Raw genomic sequence first — 16,963 nt, 5'->3', positions numbered from 1 at the left:
AGATGGACCGCAAGCCTGTTGTAATTGGTGTAGCCGGGGGTTCCGGCTCAGGAAAGACAAGTGTCACAAAAGCAATCTATGATAGCTTTAAAGGCCATTCAATCCTGATGATAGAACAAGATTACTATTACAAAGATCAAAGCCACCTGCCAATGGAAGAGCGTTTAAAGACAAACTACGATCATCCGCTGGCATTTGACAATGATCTTTTGATTCAGCATATTCAAAGGCTGCTTCGTTACGAGGCGATCGAGAAGCCGGTTTATGATTATGCCATCCACACCCGATCCAATGAAGTTGTGAATGTCGAACCGAAGGATGTTATAATTCTTGAAGGGATCTTGATCCTGGAGGATGAGAGATTACGCGATTTGATGGATATCAAGCTTTACGTAGATACTGATGCAGATTTACGAATCATCCGCAGGCTCCTCCGCGACATTAAGGAGCGCGGGCGCTCAATGGATTCAGTCATCGAACAGTATGTTAATGTAGTCAGGCCGATGCATAACCAGTTTATCGAGCCAACAAAGCGATACGCGGATGTCATCATACCTGAAGGCGGACATAATCATGTTGCGATTGACCTGATGGTAACAAAAATTCAAACAATTCTTGAACAAAAATCATTTTTGTGACACAATAGCATAGATAATATGGACATGGAAGTACTTTGAAAAAGTGCTTCCTTTTGTCCAAAGAGAAATAATCGGCCTTAAATGGCTTTATTTTGACCGCGCGCCCTGATTAAGGACGCGCTACTGTATATTTTTCAGGATACATAATATAATATTACACAATCTATTTATTTGGGGATTTGTGAAGACTAGAAGGAGTGAAGTATTTTGGCAGCAGAAAAAGTTTTTCCAATGACACAGGCAGGGAAAGAAAAGCTTGAACAAGAATTAGAACAACTGAAGACCGTCAAACGAAAAGAAGTCGTTGAGAGAATTAAGATCGCTCGCAGCTTTGGTGACCTTTCAGAGAACTCTGAGTATGATTCTGCAAAAGAGGAGCAAGCCTTTGTAGAAGGCCGTATCACGACTCTTGAAAATATGATCCGCAACGCAAAAATCATCCAGGAGGATGAGTTGAGTACAGATGCAGTCAGCCTTGGCCGCACAGTCACTTTTGTCGAGCTTCCTGATGGCGATGAAGAATCGTATACAATCGTGGGCAGTGCAGAAGCTGATCCATTTGAAGGGAAAATTTCAAATGACTCTCCGATTGCGAAGAGCCTGATGGGCAAAAAAGTCGGCGATCAAGTGTCTGTCCAGACTCCTGGCGGTGAAATGAACGTTCGCATTACATCTATCAAGTAATGATTCATAGGTTTGAAATTTGTGCACCTCGTCAACACTTTTGACGAGGTGTTTTTTATGCGTAAAAAAAGAATGGTGGTTTGGATTTCCATTTGTCTTGCAGGCTTTGGTCTGTTGTTATTCAGGCTGGCACAGCTGCAGCTGATTGATACGGAATCATTTTCAAAGCATGAAATAAATTTAATCGAAGCCAGTGTCAAGCAAAGGTCACAAGAAATGGTCGTTGACAATGGCAGAGGGAATTTCCTGGACCGCTCGGGAAAGCCGCTATCCTATGAGGCTGCATCAGTGCTTGTTCTGTTCCCGTTTTTAAAGAAAATGGACTGGGAAGCTGAGAAGGTTGCAGGAGCCATTGGTGTTTCTGAATACGCATTGAAGAATGCAGTTGAGAATTCAAAGGAACCTTTTGCTTTTGGCGACCCGGAACCGGTCATCTTGACTAAGAGGCAAATGGATATAATCAACGGAATGGAAATCCCGGGCGTATTTGCGGTTGAGCGCAAATATCCCATGGAAAAAGTGCCTGCTGCGCAGCTTGTGGGGATTATTGGTGAAAATGAAGAGGTGCTGAAATCCAGATATGGCGACAATGATTTGCTCCCAAGGACCTTGATTGGCCTGTCAGGGCTGGAAAAAAGCTTCGATGAGTTCCTCGTAGCAGAAGGAAAGTCTAAGCTGGTTTATCATGTGGATGGTGAAGGAGCTCCGTTATTCGGTATCAATGTAAAATATATAGAACCAGCCAACCCCTTCTATCCGATCAACCTGCAGACATCGATAGATAAAGGTTTGCAAATGCTTCTTGAGGAAAAAGTTGATCAGCATAAAATAAAAAAAGGCGGAGTCGTCCTGCTCGATATTGAAACAAGCAGCATTTTGGCCATGGTTTCGAGACCGGCAATAAACCCCGCAAAACCCTATACGGATGAAGGGGTTGAAAATATGATGATCAAGCAGCATGTTCCAGGATCGGTTTTTAAAACGGTTGTAGCAGCTGCAGCAATCGATAATGGACTAGACAATCCCGCAAGGAAGTTCGATTGCAGCAAGACCATCACTGGCAAAAAAGATATGAAACATGATTATGGAATGCTGAATTTTACTGATAGCTTCGCCGTCAGCTGCAACCGTACATTTGGAGAAGCAGCCCAAGAATTACAGAAAAAGAACCCTAACATCCTTGAAAAATATTCAGAAATGCTTTCATTGACAGGAGGGGCAGGCTGGACAGGAGATATTTTTCATCTCGAGAATTTCAGCCAGCTTCGGGATGAGGAAAAAGGGCGGATTTTTCGAACGGATGAAGCGAGGAAGGATAGGAATTTTGCTGCACTGTCAGGCATTGGGCAGCATGAGGTGAGGGTAACTCCTCTCGCCGTCGCGAACATGATTGCGACAATAGCCAGAGGCGGTGAAAAAGATATGGTCAGGGCGGTTCTGTCCATTCAATACCAAAATGGAACGAAAATGACTCAATTCCCAAAAAACAAACTTGAAGGGGACGAAATCTCACCCTATACAGCCATGAAACTCCAAAAGCTTTTACATGAGGTCGTTCTGAACGAAAAAGGCACTGGAAGATGGTTCAGGGATCTGCCATATGACGTGGCAGGTAAGTCTGGAACAGCAGAAACGGGAATATACAATGATGGGAAGCAATTGCATAATAAATGGTTCGCAGGATACTTTCCATATGAAAAACCAAAATACGCACTTGTGACAGTCAATTTAGGAGTCCCTGAGAATGAAGGCGGGGTAAACCCTCTTTTTGCGGAAATAGTAAAGGAGGTCTATGATTACAACCATGGGACACTGGCTAAAGGTCCTGAAAATGAATGAAACCTCATTACATGAATATAAAATCCTTCAAGTTTGCCCCGAGTCATGGTAGAATGTTGACAACCTTATAAGGGAGGGAAAGATCTTGAAGAACGATTATGATAGCCTAAATGAGGGGACACGCTCAAGATTGACGGCAAAGCGCAGAAAAACGAACCTCATTTTAAATAGCTTGATTATTATTGTTGTTTTACTGATTGGCATTGTTTCATTCAATATTTTTTTCAGCAATGATGAAGGGGCAGCCGACCAAAATGAGGCAGCAGCAGAAAAAGAAAATGCGGGAGCCTCTCAAGGGAAAAAAGCTGACAGCAAGGAAGCTGAAAAGAAAGACGAAAATGAAGCCTCCGGCAAAAATGCAGATGAAGAATCAGAATCAGATGAAGCAGCTGAGGAAACTAAAGAAGATGAAGAAGTTGCAGATCCAATCGTGACAGAGGGCGGCAGTGATGCCAACGTAAAACAAACGATTGAGAATCCTGAATGGAAGCCGGTTGGAACGACTCAATCGGGTGAGCATAATACTGTTTTCGACCAAAATGCAGTTGATTGGCAGGAAATGATTCTTGCCTATTCCTATGCCACAGGAATCGATAAAAATAATATGACCGTATGGTGGAATGAAAATGGCGGTGCGCCTAATACAGCGGTTGGAACCATTTCTGAAAAGGGAAATGACCAGACATTCAGGGTCACAATCGAGTGGGCAGAAGGCGAAGGCTGGAAGCCAGTTAAAGTTGAAGAATTAATTCAAAATGATAAGCGATAAGGACCTGTTTAATTTCGAAATACGTATAATTAGCATCCTGATAAACAATTTGACCGTCGTCATTTTGTTAAGTAGGATGCTATTTTTTTTTGTCCGTTTTTCATCCGCGGAGAAAAACAGGGATTAAGATCTATTTTGGAGAATTACAATAAAAGGAATTATCTTTAGAAAATTCTTGGGTTTGAATCCAAAAATTATTGTATGAAATTGGTTAATAGGAAGGAGGAAAATTTGTGGAAAAGACTGATTCGTTTATAAGACATTATTATTTAGACTGGATAAGGGTACTGGCTATGTTCACTGTGTTCCTTTATCATTGTTCAATGTTCTTTAATTCCTTTGAATGGCATATAAAAAACAACGTGATAGATGATACCTATATCGAATTTTTTTCCCTATTAGTGGGAAATTGGATCATGCCAATTTTTTTCATGCTTTCAGGAATGTCCGCTTATTACGCTCTAAAAAGAAGGGATTCAAAAAGTTTTTTGAAAGAAAGACTCTTGCGATTAGGTATACCATTGCTTTTAGGAATCTTTCTGCTTTCACCTCCTCAAGTGTATGTTGAAAGGATAGTGAGTAAACAGTTTAAAGGCTCATTCCTGCACTTCTTTCCACATTACTTTGATGGACTCTATTTGGAGATAGGAGGAATTGGCAACTTTGCATTTTTCGGCCATCACCTGTGGTATCTCCTAATGTTACTGCTTTTTTCAGTTATTATGTTGCCTTTTTTTCTGAAAAAAAGAGATGTGGAGAGTAAGGATTTTAATATACTTCATTATTTATTCATCCCAATCCCTCTGTCAATTGCTGCCTTGACTGTTAACGGCATTGTAAACTTAGGAAGTTGGGGAATCATCTTTTATTTACTTTTATATGTTTTAGGGTTTTATTTTTTTGCCAGAGATTCGTTACGGCTGTTTGTGCGTAAAATTGGTTTTCCAGCAGGTTTATTAAGCGTATTTTTTACAGCTATATATCTATCCTGGGTTTTCTTATATGGGTTTCCTAAGGGCGTCTCTATCAGTTGGGGATTGTTTTTGATTATTCGTGTCTTATTGGTATGGAACATGCTATTCTATATTCTTTATCTAGGAGAAAGGTATTTGAACTTTTCTAATACATCATTAAAGTATGCAAGTGAAGCTTCTATGCCATTTTATGTGCTTCATCAACCGATCATTATTCTAATAGGTTTTTTTATCTATAACCTGGGATTATCAATCCCATTAAAATTAATCTTCTTAGTATCCTTATCCTTTGTAACGATTATGTGCATCTACCAATTTATGATTCGGCGATTTAATTTACCCCGTGTTTTGTTTGGGATGAAGGAAATAAAGGATGAAAATTTAAACAGAGAATCTGTGAAACCTTTGAAATTTTAGCAATGAAAAAAGCTTGGGTGTCCCAAGCTTTTTGGCGTTATAATCCTGTTACTTTTGGAAATAAGAATTGGTGCTTCTACTAGTTACTTTCCATCTATTTTTTCGCTTTAAAATGGACAACTGCAGAATAGAACAACCTTCCTTTGTCATCCAGATGCATCTGGTGGGACACATGATGTACTGAAAGCATTATCGCTTTATTAATTTCGATTTGCTTGGTGATTTTTTGTTCCAGCGTTTTTAAATCAACAGCTTCAAAAAATTCCACCTTGTCTTCAATTAAATCAAATTGGAATTCCATATCTTATCTCCTTTGTGTACGACAATATCTATACAAAATAAAATAGCAAATTCCCTATAAAAATAAAACATTTTTTGATAAATTAAAACGACAGGCATATTTCAGCGGTTAATATCGAACTCTAGTAGTGCTGTAAATACAAGTGGTTTTATATATACTGGAAGAGCTTGGCCCTCATTAAGGCAAACTAGTTAATCCCTTTCCATGATAATCAGTTTTGCACCTTTTGTTCTAGGTATGGGAAGAGTTGCAAAGATTTCTATGAACAGGGTAAATAAAACAGCAAAACGGCCGTTTCACAACTATGGATGAAAAAAGTTCTTTACCAGCTTTAGAAAATATAATTTCGGGAGGAGATAGTTATGAACAGAATTGGTATTATTGGTGCAATGGATGAAGAAATTCAGCATATTCTTGAGGCCATGAAGGATTATGATGAGAAAAAGAAGGCAGGCATCACTTTTTATGTGGGTACTTTCAACGGCTTTGACATCGTACTCTGTAAGTCTGGAGTAGGGAAAGTGAATGCAAGTGTATGTACCCAAATTCTGATCGGTGAATTTTCTGCATCGAATATTGTTTTCACAGGTGTTGCCGGTGCAGTGAATCCTGATTTGAAAATAGGGGATATCGTCATCTCTACTGATTGTGTGCAGCATGATATGGACGTACGTGCTCTGGGTTTCAAACTAGGGGAAATTCCTTATACAGAAGTATCCGTGTTTAAAGCAGACGAGCGACTGGTTGAATTAGCAATGACAGCAAGCAAAGAAATCGTAGAAAACAAGAAAATCGTCAGCGGCAGGATTTTATCAGGTGACCAATTCATCGCAGACCGTGAAAAAGTTAAATTTCTCCATGAGGAGCTTAATGGTTATTGTACAGAAATGGAAGGAGCAGCTGTTGGCCAGGTGTGCAGCATGAACAGCATCCCATTCGTGATCATTCGCTCCATGTCCGACCAGGCAGATGGTTCAGCAGACGTAAACTTTCTGGAATTCACAAAACTAGCTTCAAAGAACTCCTTTGAAATCGTAAACGAGATGGTCAAAAATTGGAAGCTTTGATGTCATTATAATTTCGTTGGGAAATTCTGCGCTATATTTTATATTAAATAGGGAGTAAGATCTTGTTTGCGGAAATGTAGAAGGCACTGCAAATTCTGTTGGAAGGGTATTGAGAGCGTTTCGGGCAAAGCCTCAGTGCGAGCCCCTCCTTATGTCTGAAGCAGAATCAGTTTCGGCCAAAACAATGGCTTTTCTAATGTGCGCCAAAATCCCAACGTTTAATTTCCTAACTTCCATAATTTACATATCAATAAAATGTTTAAAACATGTTAAAGTAGGGTTGTGGTTAAGACTATTAAAATGCAGGTGATTATATTGAAGGCTAGACAACTCTATGAAAAAATGGTTGATTTTAAACAATTCGCCACTATTCTGCTTGCAGTAGGAGCTTTCTTTTATCTTGGAACAATCATACCGTCTGAAACGAAAGTAATGACGGATATTTATATCGCTACTGGTGCTTCTGTGGTATTCCTTGCTGTTTCTATCGTATTCTTTTCTTTTGCGAAAAAATACCGTAATCAGCTGATAGAATCTGAGGAAGGCCAAGAATTACTGATGAAAAAATAACAATAAGCAAACTAACTGCATCACCAGGTGTTAGATATTTGATCTAATATCCGGTGGTGCAGTTTTTTTGTTGAAATTTGCCGAACATTTTTTTGGAAAAAAAGGCCAAAAAAGGTTTACAAATCAACAGGAAGTGGATATACTTACCAATGTGAGTTAATAATTCAGAAGGAGGTCGAGTGAAATGATTATGATTGGATACTGGAATAACACATTAACTTCATATAGTAAAGCGCATTCGACCGGGCCGGACTGGATTATTTAAGTTGCTTATTTAACTAATACATCCATGGCCGCAGGGAGAATCGTGCCCTGTGGCCTTTTTGTGCCCATTTTTGCCGCAGGGAAGGAATCCTTGCGGCTATTTGGGGTGGAATTAAAAGGAGGTGAACTGATCATGACCTTAAATATCTTATTTTTAACCATAACAATCAACAAACGCAAATTGTCTTTGGAAGAAATTCGTCACAACGAAATGGTAGAAAAAATGGTGGAAGAAAACAAAAACCGTCAATCAATGCTGCGCCTGTTTTAATTCATTTGAATAATTAACCAAGAAAGGTGGAAAGAAAATGATTTATCTAATTCAAAGAAGACTGGCTAGCTTATGGGTGGAGAAGGACACCACCTAACGACGGTATCGGGAGGTAATTCGATGTCTTTGCATGTATTGCTTTTAACGCTTATTTTCAGGAAGAAGAAATCCCATCGTTAACAGAATGTTCACAACCCATACCTTTTAACACAGTATTTATATGATAAATTTGGTGTAACAAGTGGCTATGATAAAGGGGTGGTGGGCATGTTCTTGATCGTCATGGGTTTGGTGATTTGCGGCGCTGTCGGGCTGGTTGTTGCTGCAGAAGTGAGTGTGGAATAAGATGTAAAAAGGCATCAATCATATGTGATTGATGCCTTTCATTTTTTTCGGGCGTTACTGCCCTTTATTCTTTTTCTTTTCCTTTTCGGCACGATAAAACTCATGGAACATTTTCATCAATGCACGTTTTTCAATCCTGGACACATAACTTCTTGAGATTCCAAGTTCTTTCGCAATTTCCCTCTGTGTTTTTTCCTTCTTCAAGTCAAGGCCAAAACGGCCAACAATGACCTCTCTTTCTCGCTCGTCGAGGACATCGATATATTCTTTCACTTTTTCAAGCTCCATATTGAGCTGGATGGTATCAATGACATCTTCCGATTCAGACTTCAGGACGTCTATCAAAGATATCTCATTTCCTTCTTTGTCCTGGCCAATCGGGTCATGCAATGAAACATCCTTTTTGGTTTTCTTCAATGCCCTTAGATGCATGAGTATCTCGATTCTAATGTCAAATGTGTGCATAGTCAAGGACAAGTTTTTCGAAGTTATGCCAATAAATATTACAAAAATGTTACAGGAATATTAAATTTGTGTTAAATCGTATTTATGACGCTTGTCAAGGGATTTTGCGGTTGAATTACGAAGTAGAAGTCGCTTAGATAACGTTAGTATTTCGTTAGTTTCAACGAAACTTCGATACAATACTTCGCTTGATAGTAACCATTCTTTCGGAACTAAAAATCAAGTTCCTCAAGAACGGTGCAAGCAAAGCTTGCTTAACTTTGGAACATAAGTGACAAAGTTAATTAGATAACGACAAAGATATTCGCAATATAGATTCGATTAGATTGTCGCAAATTACGAAGTAAACGTTAATACGTAATAGATGTCAAAGAAGATTAAACGAAAATACATAAAATTAATCCTTGCCGTTTCCGTATGCGGCATTGACATACAATCGGTTATTCCTCCGAGAAAATGCGATTGGTTGCGAGCTTTTTACCGTGACCGTCGCATTTTTTTTATACATTCTATCTTGTTTTTTACGAATTTAGTCCAATTGTAACTTACAAGGGACGATTTAGAACAATTGATAATTAGAAGCGGGTTCTTTAACGGGGGAATCCGCTTTTTTACAACTGAATATTGGTTGCCGACCCAAGTTCGATTTGACCTATCGAAGCAGCGTGCAGTAGTGCGGTTGCCCGTCTTATTGGCGGGACATTTCTTTTTGGTCAAGAACTTGTTTTTTACTAATTTAAAAGGAGGTTGAACGTATGGAAGGATTTGTTGTCAAAGCATTGCGGACGAATCTTGGACTGAATCAAGGCGATTTTGCCCGTGAAGTTGGCGTATCTCAACAAATGATTTCGCTAATTGAATCCGACAAAATGCCAATCTCCGAACGACTTAAACAACGAATCATTTACCGATTCAACGTTAAGCCAGAAGAAATTGAAGCAATTCGCAATTTGAAAATCATGCGTAGGTTTGAAAGTGAATGAAAAAATCAAAATTGAACTAAAAATTTAATCGGGACAAAACGTCCCGTATATCAAAGGGGGGAATTGATCTATGTCAAAGCAACAATTGGAAGCGGTCAAGTCTAAAATTCAAGAATTGGAAAACAAGCAAGACGAATTGACGAATCAGGTAATTGAATTGACGCAAGCAATCGAAGATTCAACCGAACAATTACTTTTAGGGATTGTATCTGAATCCGACGTTGAACAAGCAAAGGAATTGTTGAACGAAAAGAAATCTGAACTTGCCGAAACAACCGAACTTCTTCAACGTGCCTATGCAGTCCGCAAAAAATTAGCGGTTGAAAAGTTTGTTCCATTCGCAAAAGAACATCGTGAAAAACGGTTGAAGGAAATTCAATCCCGATATGACAATAAGGTCGAATCCGTGATTGCAGCAAGAAATGAATTATTGAAGCAATTAGCGGAACTTGGTCAAATTAAGAGCGAAATCGGGAATGTAAATCAAGAATACAACAAAACACTGTTTGACTTAGGGATTCCTACTGAAAAGTATGGTCGCACTATTAATGAACGAAAAGTCTATTCACCAAAGGATTATACTCCCGAAGAACTTTGTCTTGGATTAAAAACTGAAACGCAAGAAAGAGCATATTCCAGCGGTCGTGTTCCCGCTTGGGTGAAGTAATTATGAACGTTCTCGCATTGATTCATTTCTTGATTGCGGTTGGGTCATTGGTCATAATTGAAAAACATTTTGGTGGGGTATCGGAATGACGGCACTCGAAATGTTAGTGAAACAGACGGAATATGAAGTAAAAACTCTTGATATGATTCTTCGTATGAAACGTGAACGCAAGTCGCATGAAGATATTGCGAAAGAAGTTGGCGTATCTACAACCGAAGTCCGTATCGCACGACCAAAGGGATTGGAACGGGCAAAGGAACGTCTTGAACGATATAAAAGGGGGTTAAATTAATATGGCATATTCACAACGTAAAGCATTAGAAGATATTGCGAAAGGTTATGCGGAAAGTCCGAAGTCAAAAAAGATTGTCAAGGAAGCAAAGGAAAATGCAAAGCATAACGTCGAGCAAATTGAGTATTGGCGTAAATTGCTTAATGAAGGACACAATCTTCCACCAATTTGTTTAATTGCAATCGGAATGCACGACGAGCAGATCCGCCAACAAAAGGAACGTGAAAAAAGTGGAGAATTAACAACAATCGAATTAAAGAAGTAAGGACGTCCTTCGGGGCGTCTTTTTGATTGGTCAAAATGAACACCAAAACGAACTTGGGAAAGGAGGTCATCAATATGTTTGTTGAGGCTTATGGTGCTATCAGATTCGAACCAAAAAATGAAAATGAGGACAAATTGTTAAAATATATTAAGCGAAAGAACGGTTTACACGGTTGTCGCCGATTCAATGACTTCAAGTTCAATAACGACGGAACTGTCGCAATTTTATTGAAAGACGGGCGGGAAACAATAATTTCGAAGCATAGGTTGTCGGAAGTATTGCAAAAAGGAAAAGTAGCCGCTTTCTTTGGGAACAATGGAGTTTACGCAAATATTACCGTTGGGAACGGAACTCAAAGAAAGGAACAATTGCATAGATTCATCATGCGTGAAGAACTTGCCAAATACAACGGATTTTTCGAAGAAACGGGAATGTCAATTCAAGTCAATCATAAAAACGAACAAACTCTTGATAATCGGGACGAAAACCTTGAAGTGGTTACCGACCGTGAGAATTGTTTGAAATATAAATTGAACCATGCAAAAGGATTTACGAAGACGTCAAGCGGTAAATACCAGGTTGGAGTTTGTGGAAAGCATATCGGGACGTTTGAAACAGAATCAGAAGCCCGTGCAGCATACGTCAAAGCGGTCAAGGCGGAATTAAAGCGATTGGAACAAATACGAATGAGTTGGTTGAAGTCGAAAGGACAAGTATAGGTCGAACTTGGGAACGCCTAAGAAATTGCGTTCCCTATTACATATGTAAGGGGCGATTAGCTTTGTCCTTTCATTTGTTGTTTTAAAGCAAGATATAAAATGGTGGAATGAATCGCAGAAATTATAAAACCTGTAATTGCTTGAAAAGAAGTGATTTTTATTAATGTCCGACGTGTTGCAATTTGATTCGAAACTAGTACGGTAATTGTTGCGAATATAGCGATTAGAATATTAAACAATATTTTCACTATTCTTCCTCCAAACTATCAATCATTTGTGCTTAATATCCGCATTCACTAAAATTAATATTCCATCATTAAAAAAATCATAAAATAGCCGCAAGCCTGTCGTTATATGTCCGATTATAGAAATATCACTTTACTTCTCTATTACGTTAAAGTGTTGATACGCAAGGGATTGAACGGTTTTTCGCCATGTCACACGAATACCAAAAGTGACATTCCATTCAATACAACGTGAATCGAAGGAAAGGGATTAATTTCTTCGTAAATATTGGTTTATGCGTTCCGAAATGTCCGAAATTTACACGGGAAGGAATCGGCAAAATACTAACAGTCGTAAGGGATTCAGCCGTTTTTGTTATGATACAAGCGGACATAATCGCATTATACGACGAATGAGTGAAATACATTTTTAATATACGACGAATCAAAATCGACAAACCCTTTGTTTATAGGGATTTGTTGAAAACGTCAAAATACGATTGGTCGTGTAATCTTTATTATATGACGAATAGCAATAGGTTTGTCCATAAGATAGTAATTGTAATGACGTGTTGTCTTCCGTATGTTTATACAACGATTGCTATATCTTTGCAAGACCATACATAAGCCTTATGGTCAACGACATTTAATCCCAAGACAATAACTATTCGGAATGAATTCAATCGCTTTACACACAAGCACAGAAAGAAATGGACGGAATATTCGACCCCACCCACGGGGGGACGGGGGGTCTTTTTGGCGGAGGAAGACGCTTTCAGAATATACACAACAATTTTGAAATATCGGGTCACTACACGTCACGGAACGTCCTTCAAACGAGCGACCAATCGTAGATAGGATATGTTATAATATTACAAAAATATGAAAGGGGAGTCCATTATGCCAAAGAACGAATATCTAAATGGAAGAAAAACGGTTGGAAAGGAAGAAATCCAACCCGCAATAATTGAGTTCATGCGGCAGAAAGGCAAAGGTGTGGAAGTATCACACGAAGAAATTTCCGATTACATATATGAGAAATTCGGCATCCGCTTTGGTGAGATCAATCACGTTATGTGGGGATTAAGAAAGGACGACAAAAGGGTCGTCAAGGGGAAACGAGGTTATTCGAAGTTAGTTGAATAACCGTAGGATAGAGTCTAAGTAGAGTTTTTTCACCAGATTAGACATTCTTCTTCAACTAACATGGCAGTTTAGCTCAAATTGCTGTTTTATGTATAATAAAAGACGGTGAAAAAACACCGCCTATAATAAGCTATTTATTTTGTGTTATTTCTTTGTAATAAAGGTAATCGACTTTATGTTTGGTAGCCATTAACTGCGAAGCTAAAACAGCAGTATAAAGAGTGGTTAGTACAATTGCTCCAACACCAAGACCTGAAAGGTTTAGTTTATTAGAAGTGCTCATTCCATTATTACTTGTGGTTGCTCCTTCCATTTCATAACCCCCTAATTTGTTATAGGGATATTATCTGTAACCGCATTTAAATTTATACCAACAAATAAAGGACGGACGTATAGAAAGGAAACAGGCAGGTGTCTAATAAGGTCTTAAGTTTGTGAATAAATACACTTAAACTAACGGGTGCTTGAGTTCAATAAGAATGAATGAAACCATCTGAATTATCTGAACTTATAAGCGATTGTTAAAAATTGAGAGGTGTCTTTTCAATGCTATACGAAGTAAAAATTTGGGGTAAGGAATTTAAATGTGATTTATGTTCCGATAATCAATGGCATAAAAGCACTCTAAAAATAGAATTTCAAAGCGAAGAAAACGGAAATGAGTATAACGAGGAAATCAGATATATGTTTGAATGTAAAAAATGCGGTAATTGTAGGATATTCGGAATGGTATCTAACGAAAATGACATTGATGATGTGAATATCTCTATTAGACCTATTTCAGATATGTAGGGTTATCTTCAACTAACAGGGGCTATACTTGATTTTTTGAACCGTCGAAAGGCGGTTTTTTGTTCGAAAGAAAAGACGCTCCTCTAATTGGAACGTCCTACAATGAAATGAAGTCAATTTTTCCGTTTGAATATACCCGAATTTCCCGATATAACATTCGAAGTAGTTCTTGCCTTTCTTCACTCGACATAGATTCGGGATTTTCGTTTTCAAAATATCGTTCAACCGCCTTTGCCCGAATTTCGTCATTGACTTCGTTGTTTTTCCGTTCTTCAAGTAAAGCAGCGGTTTCTTCCTTCAACTTCAACAAGTGATCTTCTTTTTCTTTTAACTCTTTCAATTGATTGCGAATATCTTCTTCGTCCACAATATCGGCATTGTTTGTCATGAAGTCAAGAAGACGTTTCCGACCCGATTTAATACGAATGAGTTCGGCTTCAATGCGTTGTAATTCCGATTCTTCGAATGGAATTGAATCTTGGGTTTCGGTTGTTGCGGCGACTTCGGAATATGCTGATTCCCCTTCGGTTGTTATGACATTGACAAAATGATTCCATACATAAACGTCAAGGTCTTCGCATTTGACCCGATTGCCACAACCCTTATGCTTTGCCCCTGCGGTGTTCTTGGCGTCGGAATATTCAAAGACGTAAGTTCCCCAATTCTTCGCCCGTCGCCCCGTCATGGTATTGCCACAATCGCCACAGCGAACCAATCCCGAAAGAAGATATTTGTTCTTTGAAGTACCAGCCCAACGACGTCGTGATTCCTTCAACAACTTTTGGGCAAACTTGAATGTTTCCTTTTCGATAATCACAGGAACTTCGACGGGAATCCATTCTTCTTTAGGTCGTAAGGTCATTGAAACCTTTTCGTCGTCTGAATCCTTGTATTTGTTGACGAGCATTCCTTCCGTATTCCATTTGTTGTGATAGAATACACCCGTGTAGGTTTCATTCATAAGAATCTGGCGGACTACTTGCCTATGCCAAACGCCTTTTCGTTTTTTGGTCGGAATACCTTTGTCGGTCAAATAGTGGGCGATTCCGTTTATACCCTGTACCCGCCCCCGTGGGTCGGTAAATAGTTCGAAAATCAATCGAACAATCTTTGCTTCGGGTTCATAGATTTCGAGTTCTTGCGATTCCTTGTTGAACTTGTATCCATAAACCTTGACGTCTTTGACTACTTTGTTCTTGCGAGCCTTTGCACGTCTTCCATTAGTCATACGTTCTTTGATTTTCGCCTTTTCAAATTCCGAGAATGCCCCCCGCATTTGGTAGAACAAAATTCCTTCGGGTGTATTCTTGTATTCGGAATTGACAAAGATTAATTTTGCCCGTTTTTCGATTTCTTCCGTAACAATCAATTGATTCGCAAGTTTCCGTGATAGACGGTCGGGATCATAGACAATAACTTTGTCAATTAGTCCTTCCCGAAGGTCATTCCGCAATTTTGAAAGTGCCGGACGTTCAAGGAATCCCCCCGAATAGCCGTCGTCCACGTATTCAATACATTCCGCATTTTTGCCCGCCTTTTCACGGCATTGGCGAATTTGGTCTTGAAGTGAATATCCGCTTTTAGCTTGTTCTTCGGTTGATACCCGTGCGTATAGTGCAATCATTGTTCCGTCGTTCCCTTCTAATTTTTTCTTTAATTGCGTTATAGCAATTAGCAATTAGTCGGTCGGTTGCGTCGCTTCTTATGAATTCGGAGTGAAATTTACTTGCGGAGATATACCCTTTTTTACTCATTGGTGTCGTCCCTCCCGTTTTCAATTTCGTGGTTGCTTCACAATTAAATGTGTTGTGTGAAAACGGTTATTGTGACGTTAAGAGGAAATATTTTTGAAATGATTGTTTCGAAGTGATACGCAACACTATTGACTTTACAATTTCATTTTCAATACATCTGGCAGCATAGGTAGCAAGCTTTGTGCCTTTTCCCTCAGAATAACTTTCGATTGCCTTGATCAGGCCGATTGTGCCGATTGAAATCAAATCCTCAGAATCCTCGCCGGTGTTTTCAAATTTCTTCACGATATGTGCGACAAGTCTAAGATTGTGCTCGATTAGCATATTTCTTGCGTGTGGGTCGCCGTTTGCCATCAACCTTAAATACTTTCGCTCGTCAGCTGCAGACAACGGTTGAGGAAATGCGTTGTTTTTAACATACGAAACAAGAAGGATCACTTCTTTAACTAGATATCCGAGTGCCGTCAGTATGCCAGACATGTTTCCACCCCCGCTTTTTTAGGCTTTCGCCTATAATAAATTCCTATGTTTGACCGCGGGGGATTGTGTCTGTCCAAATAATATTTTGTTTTGGAAAATAAAACCAAAGGCATTGACACTACCAAACCAAACACCAATAACACTACCAATAGATTGCTTTGTCACTTTTTAGACGAACAACGTTCACAATACCGAAACAGACATAGATATGGGGGTATGGGTATAATTCAAATGTAAGGTAAACCAATTGAATTAATTCATTAGGAGGAAATAAATTATGGAACAGCAAACACCATCTTTAGCGGTTATTTTATTATCAGAAGATCTTGAAAAGCTGCACGCTGGCGCACTCGTCGGATCAGTAGCATCAATGTCAGGCATGACTGTAAATGTATTCGTGACAATGAACGCTCTGAAATCATTCCGTAAAGAAAGCTTTGAAAATACCGACTTCATCACAGGTACAATCGGTAAGGAAATGCTTGCAAAGAAAATACCATTATTCGATGCATTGCTGCAGGAAGGGAAAGACATGGGCGAACTGAATATTTATGGTTGCGCGTTAGCGATGGACATCATGGATTGGAAGGAAGAAGACATGATCGATGTATTTGATGGGGTAATCGGTGTAACGAAATTCCTGGGAATGACTCAGGGGGCAACAGTCATTACAATGTAAGCTGCAGAAGCAGGAAAAAGTGATAAGGCATGCAAGCCTATACTCCAAGCCATTCCTGCATGAGTAAATTAGCGTAAATCACAACCATACAGGAGGAAAAAAACATGAGTGAAGTACAAGTAACTAAATCAATCGATGCTAGGGGAGCATATTGCCCTGGCCCGCTAATGGAATTGGTTAAAGGAATTAAAACAGCGCAAGTCGGAGATGTTGTTGAGGTTCTTTCCACAGACAAAGGATCAGCAGTGGACATACCTGAATGGGTAAACAAAATGGGTCACGAAATTGCCTATCTTGAAAATGAAGGCGATGAATTCAAAATAGCGGTAAGAAAAGCAAAATAAGTGATTGCTCTTGG

The 16,963-nt window shown here is 39.2% G+C and carries 21 protein-coding genes and 2 pseudogenes; 17 read left to right on the top strand and 6 right to left on the bottom strand.

The annotated features are described in order from the left end of the window. Positions 1-2 precede the first annotated feature (2 nt). The 5 genes from udk to B5X77_RS20975 all read left to right on the top strand — a co-directional run bounded on the left by udk (position 3) and on the right by B5X77_RS20975 (position 5,321). Positions 3-638, top strand: a complete 636-nt coding sequence (udk, locus tag B5X77_RS20995; RefSeq protein ID WP_079509851.1) for a uridine kinase — start codon at positions 3-5, stop codon at positions 636-638. 207 nt (positions 639-845) lie between these two features. Next, the gene (gene greA, locus B5X77_RS20990; protein WP_079509850.1) at positions 846-1,322 is read left to right on the top strand and encodes a transcription elongation factor GreA; all 477 of its coding nucleotides are present in this window, start codon (positions 846-848) and stop codon (positions 1,320-1,322) included. A gap of 57 nt (positions 1,323-1,379) precedes the next feature. After that, positions 1,380-3,161 carry a peptidoglycan D,D-transpeptidase FtsI family protein gene (locus B5X77_RS20985; RefSeq protein WP_079509849.1) on the top strand — a complete coding sequence of 594 codons (1,782 nt, stop codon included), beginning with the start codon at positions 1,380-1,382 and terminating at the stop codon, positions 3,159-3,161. A gap of 85 nt (positions 3,162-3,246) precedes the next feature. Next, positions 3,247-3,930 (top strand): YrrS family protein, encoded by a 684-nt coding sequence (locus B5X77_RS20980; protein WP_079509848.1) that lies wholly within the window; start codon positions 3,247-3,249, stop codon positions 3,928-3,930. A 233-nt stretch (positions 3,931-4,163) separates the two neighbouring features. Further along, entirely contained in the window at positions 4,164-5,321 is a 1,158-nt protein-coding gene (locus tag B5X77_RS20975) for an acyltransferase family protein (protein ID WP_257391867.1), read from the top strand. A gap of 94 nt (positions 5,322-5,415) precedes the next feature. Here the strand turns inward: B5X77_RS20975 and B5X77_RS20970 are convergent, their stop codons facing one another. Next, entirely contained in the window at positions 5,416-5,622 is a 207-nt protein-coding gene (locus tag B5X77_RS20970; protein WP_079509847.1) for a YrzA family protein, read from the bottom strand. 362 nt (positions 5,623-5,984) lie between these two features. Between B5X77_RS20970 and B5X77_RS20965 the strand changes: the two genes are divergently transcribed. From B5X77_RS20965 to B5X77_RS20955, 3 genes are all read left to right on the top strand, one after another. After that, positions 5,985-6,689 (top strand): 5'-methylthioadenosine/adenosylhomocysteine nucleosidase, encoded by a 705-nt coding sequence (locus B5X77_RS20965; RefSeq protein ID WP_079509846.1) that lies wholly within the window; start codon positions 5,985-5,987, stop codon positions 6,687-6,689. Between the two features lie 315 nt (positions 6,690-7,004). Then, the gene (locus B5X77_RS20960; protein WP_373887825.1) at positions 7,005-7,259 is read left to right on the top strand and encodes a YrhC family protein; all 255 of its coding nucleotides are present in this window, start codon (positions 7,005-7,007) and stop codon (positions 7,257-7,259) included. A gap of 397 nt (positions 7,260-7,656) precedes the next feature. Next, positions 7,657-7,794: a YrzI family small protein gene (locus B5X77_RS20955; protein ID WP_079510335.1), complete on the top strand. Its 138-nt coding sequence runs from the start codon at positions 7,657-7,659 to the stop codon at positions 7,792-7,794. A 399-nt stretch (positions 7,795-8,193) separates the two neighbouring features. Here B5X77_RS20955 and B5X77_RS20950 read toward each other — a convergent pair. Next, positions 8,194-8,589, bottom strand: a pseudogene (locus B5X77_RS20950) (sigma-70 family RNA polymerase sigma factor); the annotation flags it as partial. 770 nt (positions 8,590-9,359) lie between these two features. On the opposite strand from B5X77_RS20950, the gene B5X77_RS20945 reads away from it, so the two are divergent. The 5 genes from B5X77_RS20945 (at position 9,360) to B5X77_RS20925 (ending at position 11,530) form a co-directional block, all read left to right on the top strand. Beyond that, complete coding sequence (locus tag B5X77_RS20945; protein WP_079509844.1) at positions 9,360-9,587, top strand: helix-turn-helix transcriptional regulator; 228 nt, start codon at positions 9,360-9,362, stop codon at positions 9,585-9,587. A gap of 70 nt (positions 9,588-9,657) precedes the next feature. Beyond that, a complete protein-coding gene (locus B5X77_RS20940; protein WP_079509843.1) occupies positions 9,658-10,254 on the top strand; it encodes a hypothetical protein in 597 nt (198 codons plus the stop codon). 85 nt (positions 10,255-10,339) lie between these two features. After that, positions 10,340-10,546 (top strand): hypothetical protein, encoded by a 207-nt coding sequence (locus tag B5X77_RS20935; RefSeq protein WP_079509842.1) that lies wholly within the window; start codon positions 10,340-10,342, stop codon positions 10,544-10,546. Between the two features lies 1 nt (position 10,547). Then, positions 10,548-10,811, top strand: a complete 264-nt coding sequence (locus B5X77_RS20930) for a hypothetical protein (protein ID WP_079509841.1) — start codon at positions 10,548-10,550, stop codon at positions 10,809-10,811. Positions 10,812-10,885: 74 nt separating this feature from the next. Next, positions 10,886-11,530 (top strand): hypothetical protein, encoded by a 645-nt coding sequence (locus tag B5X77_RS20925; RefSeq protein WP_079509840.1) that lies wholly within the window; start codon positions 10,886-10,888, stop codon positions 11,528-11,530. Positions 11,531-11,586: 56 nt separating this feature from the next. Here B5X77_RS20925 and B5X77_RS20920 read toward each other — a convergent pair whose 3' ends face one another. Continuing rightward, positions 11,587-11,778 (bottom strand): hypothetical protein, encoded by a 192-nt coding sequence (locus B5X77_RS20920; protein ID WP_079509839.1) that lies wholly within the window; start codon positions 11,776-11,778, stop codon positions 11,587-11,589. Positions 11,779-12,654: 876 nt separating this feature from the next. On the opposite strand from B5X77_RS20920, the gene B5X77_RS20915 reads away from it, so the two are divergent. Further along, positions 12,655-12,900: a hypothetical protein gene (locus tag B5X77_RS20915; protein ID WP_079509838.1), complete on the top strand. Its 246-nt coding sequence runs from the start codon at positions 12,655-12,657 to the stop codon at positions 12,898-12,900. Positions 12,901-13,030: 130 nt separating this feature from the next. Here the strand turns inward: B5X77_RS20915 and B5X77_RS20910 are convergent, their stop codons facing one another. Beyond that, on the bottom strand, positions 13,031-13,213 hold the full coding sequence (locus B5X77_RS20910) for a hypothetical protein (protein ID WP_048009494.1): 183 nt from the start codon (positions 13,211-13,213) through the stop codon (positions 13,031-13,033). Positions 13,214-13,446: 233 nt separating this feature from the next. On the opposite strand from B5X77_RS20910, the gene B5X77_RS20905 reads away from it, so the two are divergent. Further along, on the top strand, positions 13,447-13,692 hold the full coding sequence (locus tag B5X77_RS20905; protein WP_079509837.1) for a hypothetical protein: 246 nt from the start codon (positions 13,447-13,449) through the stop codon (positions 13,690-13,692). A 97-nt stretch (positions 13,693-13,789) separates the two neighbouring features. On the opposite strand, the gene B5X77_RS20900 is transcribed toward B5X77_RS20905, so the two are convergent. Together B5X77_RS20900 and B5X77_RS20895 are read right to left on the bottom strand one after the other, a co-directional pair. Next, a complete protein-coding gene (locus tag B5X77_RS20900) occupies positions 13,790-15,316 on the bottom strand; it encodes a recombinase family protein (protein WP_079509836.1) in 1,527 nt (508 codons plus the stop codon). Between the two features lie 235 nt (positions 15,317-15,551). After that, a pseudogene (locus B5X77_RS20895) lies at positions 15,552-15,926 on the bottom strand (sigma-70 family RNA polymerase sigma factor); the annotation flags it as partial. 277 nt (positions 15,927-16,203) lie between these two features. Here B5X77_RS20895 and B5X77_RS20890 point away from each other — a divergent pair. Beyond that, on the top strand, positions 16,204-16,605 hold the full coding sequence (locus tag B5X77_RS20890; RefSeq protein ID WP_079509835.1) for a DsrE/DsrF/DrsH-like family protein: 402 nt from the start codon (positions 16,204-16,206) through the stop codon (positions 16,603-16,605). Positions 16,606-16,709: 104 nt separating this feature from the next. Next, complete coding sequence (locus B5X77_RS20885; protein ID WP_079509834.1) at positions 16,710-16,949, top strand: sulfurtransferase TusA family protein; 240 nt, start codon at positions 16,710-16,712, stop codon at positions 16,947-16,949. The last annotated feature ends 14 nt before the right edge of the window (positions 16,950-16,963 follow it).

It is taken from the genome of Mesobacillus jeotgali (assembly GCF_900166585.1).
Lineage (GTDB): Bacteria > Bacillota > Bacilli > Bacillales > Cytobacillaceae > Mesobacillus > Mesobacillus jeotgali_A.
Note: the sequence above shows the minus strand (reverse complement) of the source record. Positions and strands in the feature narration are given on the sequence as shown.

Coding starts and splice junctions, on each gene's coding strand:
- udk (WP_079509851.1), top strand. CDS start 3: ATGGACCGCAAGCCTGTTGTAATTGGTGTAGCCGGGGGTTCCGGCTCA.
- B5X77_RS20985 (WP_079509849.1), top strand. CDS start 1,380: ATGCGTAAAAAAAGAATGGTGGTTTGGATTTCCATTTGTCTTGCAGGC.
- B5X77_RS20970 (WP_079509847.1), bottom strand. CDS start 5,622: ATGGAATTCCAATTTGATTTAATTGAAGACAAGGTGGAATTTTTTGAA.
- B5X77_RS20965 (WP_079509846.1), top strand. CDS start 5,985: ATGAACAGAATTGGTATTATTGGTGCAATGGATGAAGAAATTCAGCAT.
- B5X77_RS20955 (WP_079510335.1), top strand. CDS start 7,657: ATGACCTTAAATATCTTATTTTTAACCATAACAATCAACAAACGCAAA.
- B5X77_RS20945 (WP_079509844.1), top strand. CDS start 9,360: ATGGAAGGATTTGTTGTCAAAGCATTGCGGACGAATCTTGGACTGAAT.
- B5X77_RS20940 (WP_079509843.1), top strand. CDS start 9,658: ATGTCAAAGCAACAATTGGAAGCGGTCAAGTCTAAAATTCAAGAATTG.
- B5X77_RS20935 (WP_079509842.1), top strand. CDS start 10,340: ATGACGGCACTCGAAATGTTAGTGAAACAGACGGAATATGAAGTAAAA.
- B5X77_RS20930 (WP_079509841.1), top strand. CDS start 10,548: ATGGCATATTCACAACGTAAAGCATTAGAAGATATTGCGAAAGGTTAT.
- B5X77_RS20925 (WP_079509840.1), top strand. CDS start 10,886: ATGTTTGTTGAGGCTTATGGTGCTATCAGATTCGAACCAAAAAATGAA.
- B5X77_RS20915 (WP_079509838.1), top strand. CDS start 12,655: ATGCCAAAGAACGAATATCTAAATGGAAGAAAAACGGTTGGAAAGGAA.
- B5X77_RS20910 (WP_048009494.1), bottom strand. CDS start 13,213: ATGGAAGGAGCAACCACAAGTAATAATGGAATGAGCACTTCTAATAAA.
- B5X77_RS20905 (WP_079509837.1), top strand. CDS start 13,447: ATGCTATACGAAGTAAAAATTTGGGGTAAGGAATTTAAATGTGATTTA.
- B5X77_RS20900 (WP_079509836.1), bottom strand. CDS start 15,316: ATGATTGCACTATACGCACGGGTATCAACCGAAGAACAAGCTAAAAGC.
- B5X77_RS20890 (WP_079509835.1), top strand. CDS start 16,204: ATGGAACAGCAAACACCATCTTTAGCGGTTATTTTATTATCAGAAGAT.
- B5X77_RS20885 (WP_079509834.1), top strand. CDS start 16,710: ATGAGTGAAGTACAAGTAACTAAATCAATCGATGCTAGGGGAGCATAT.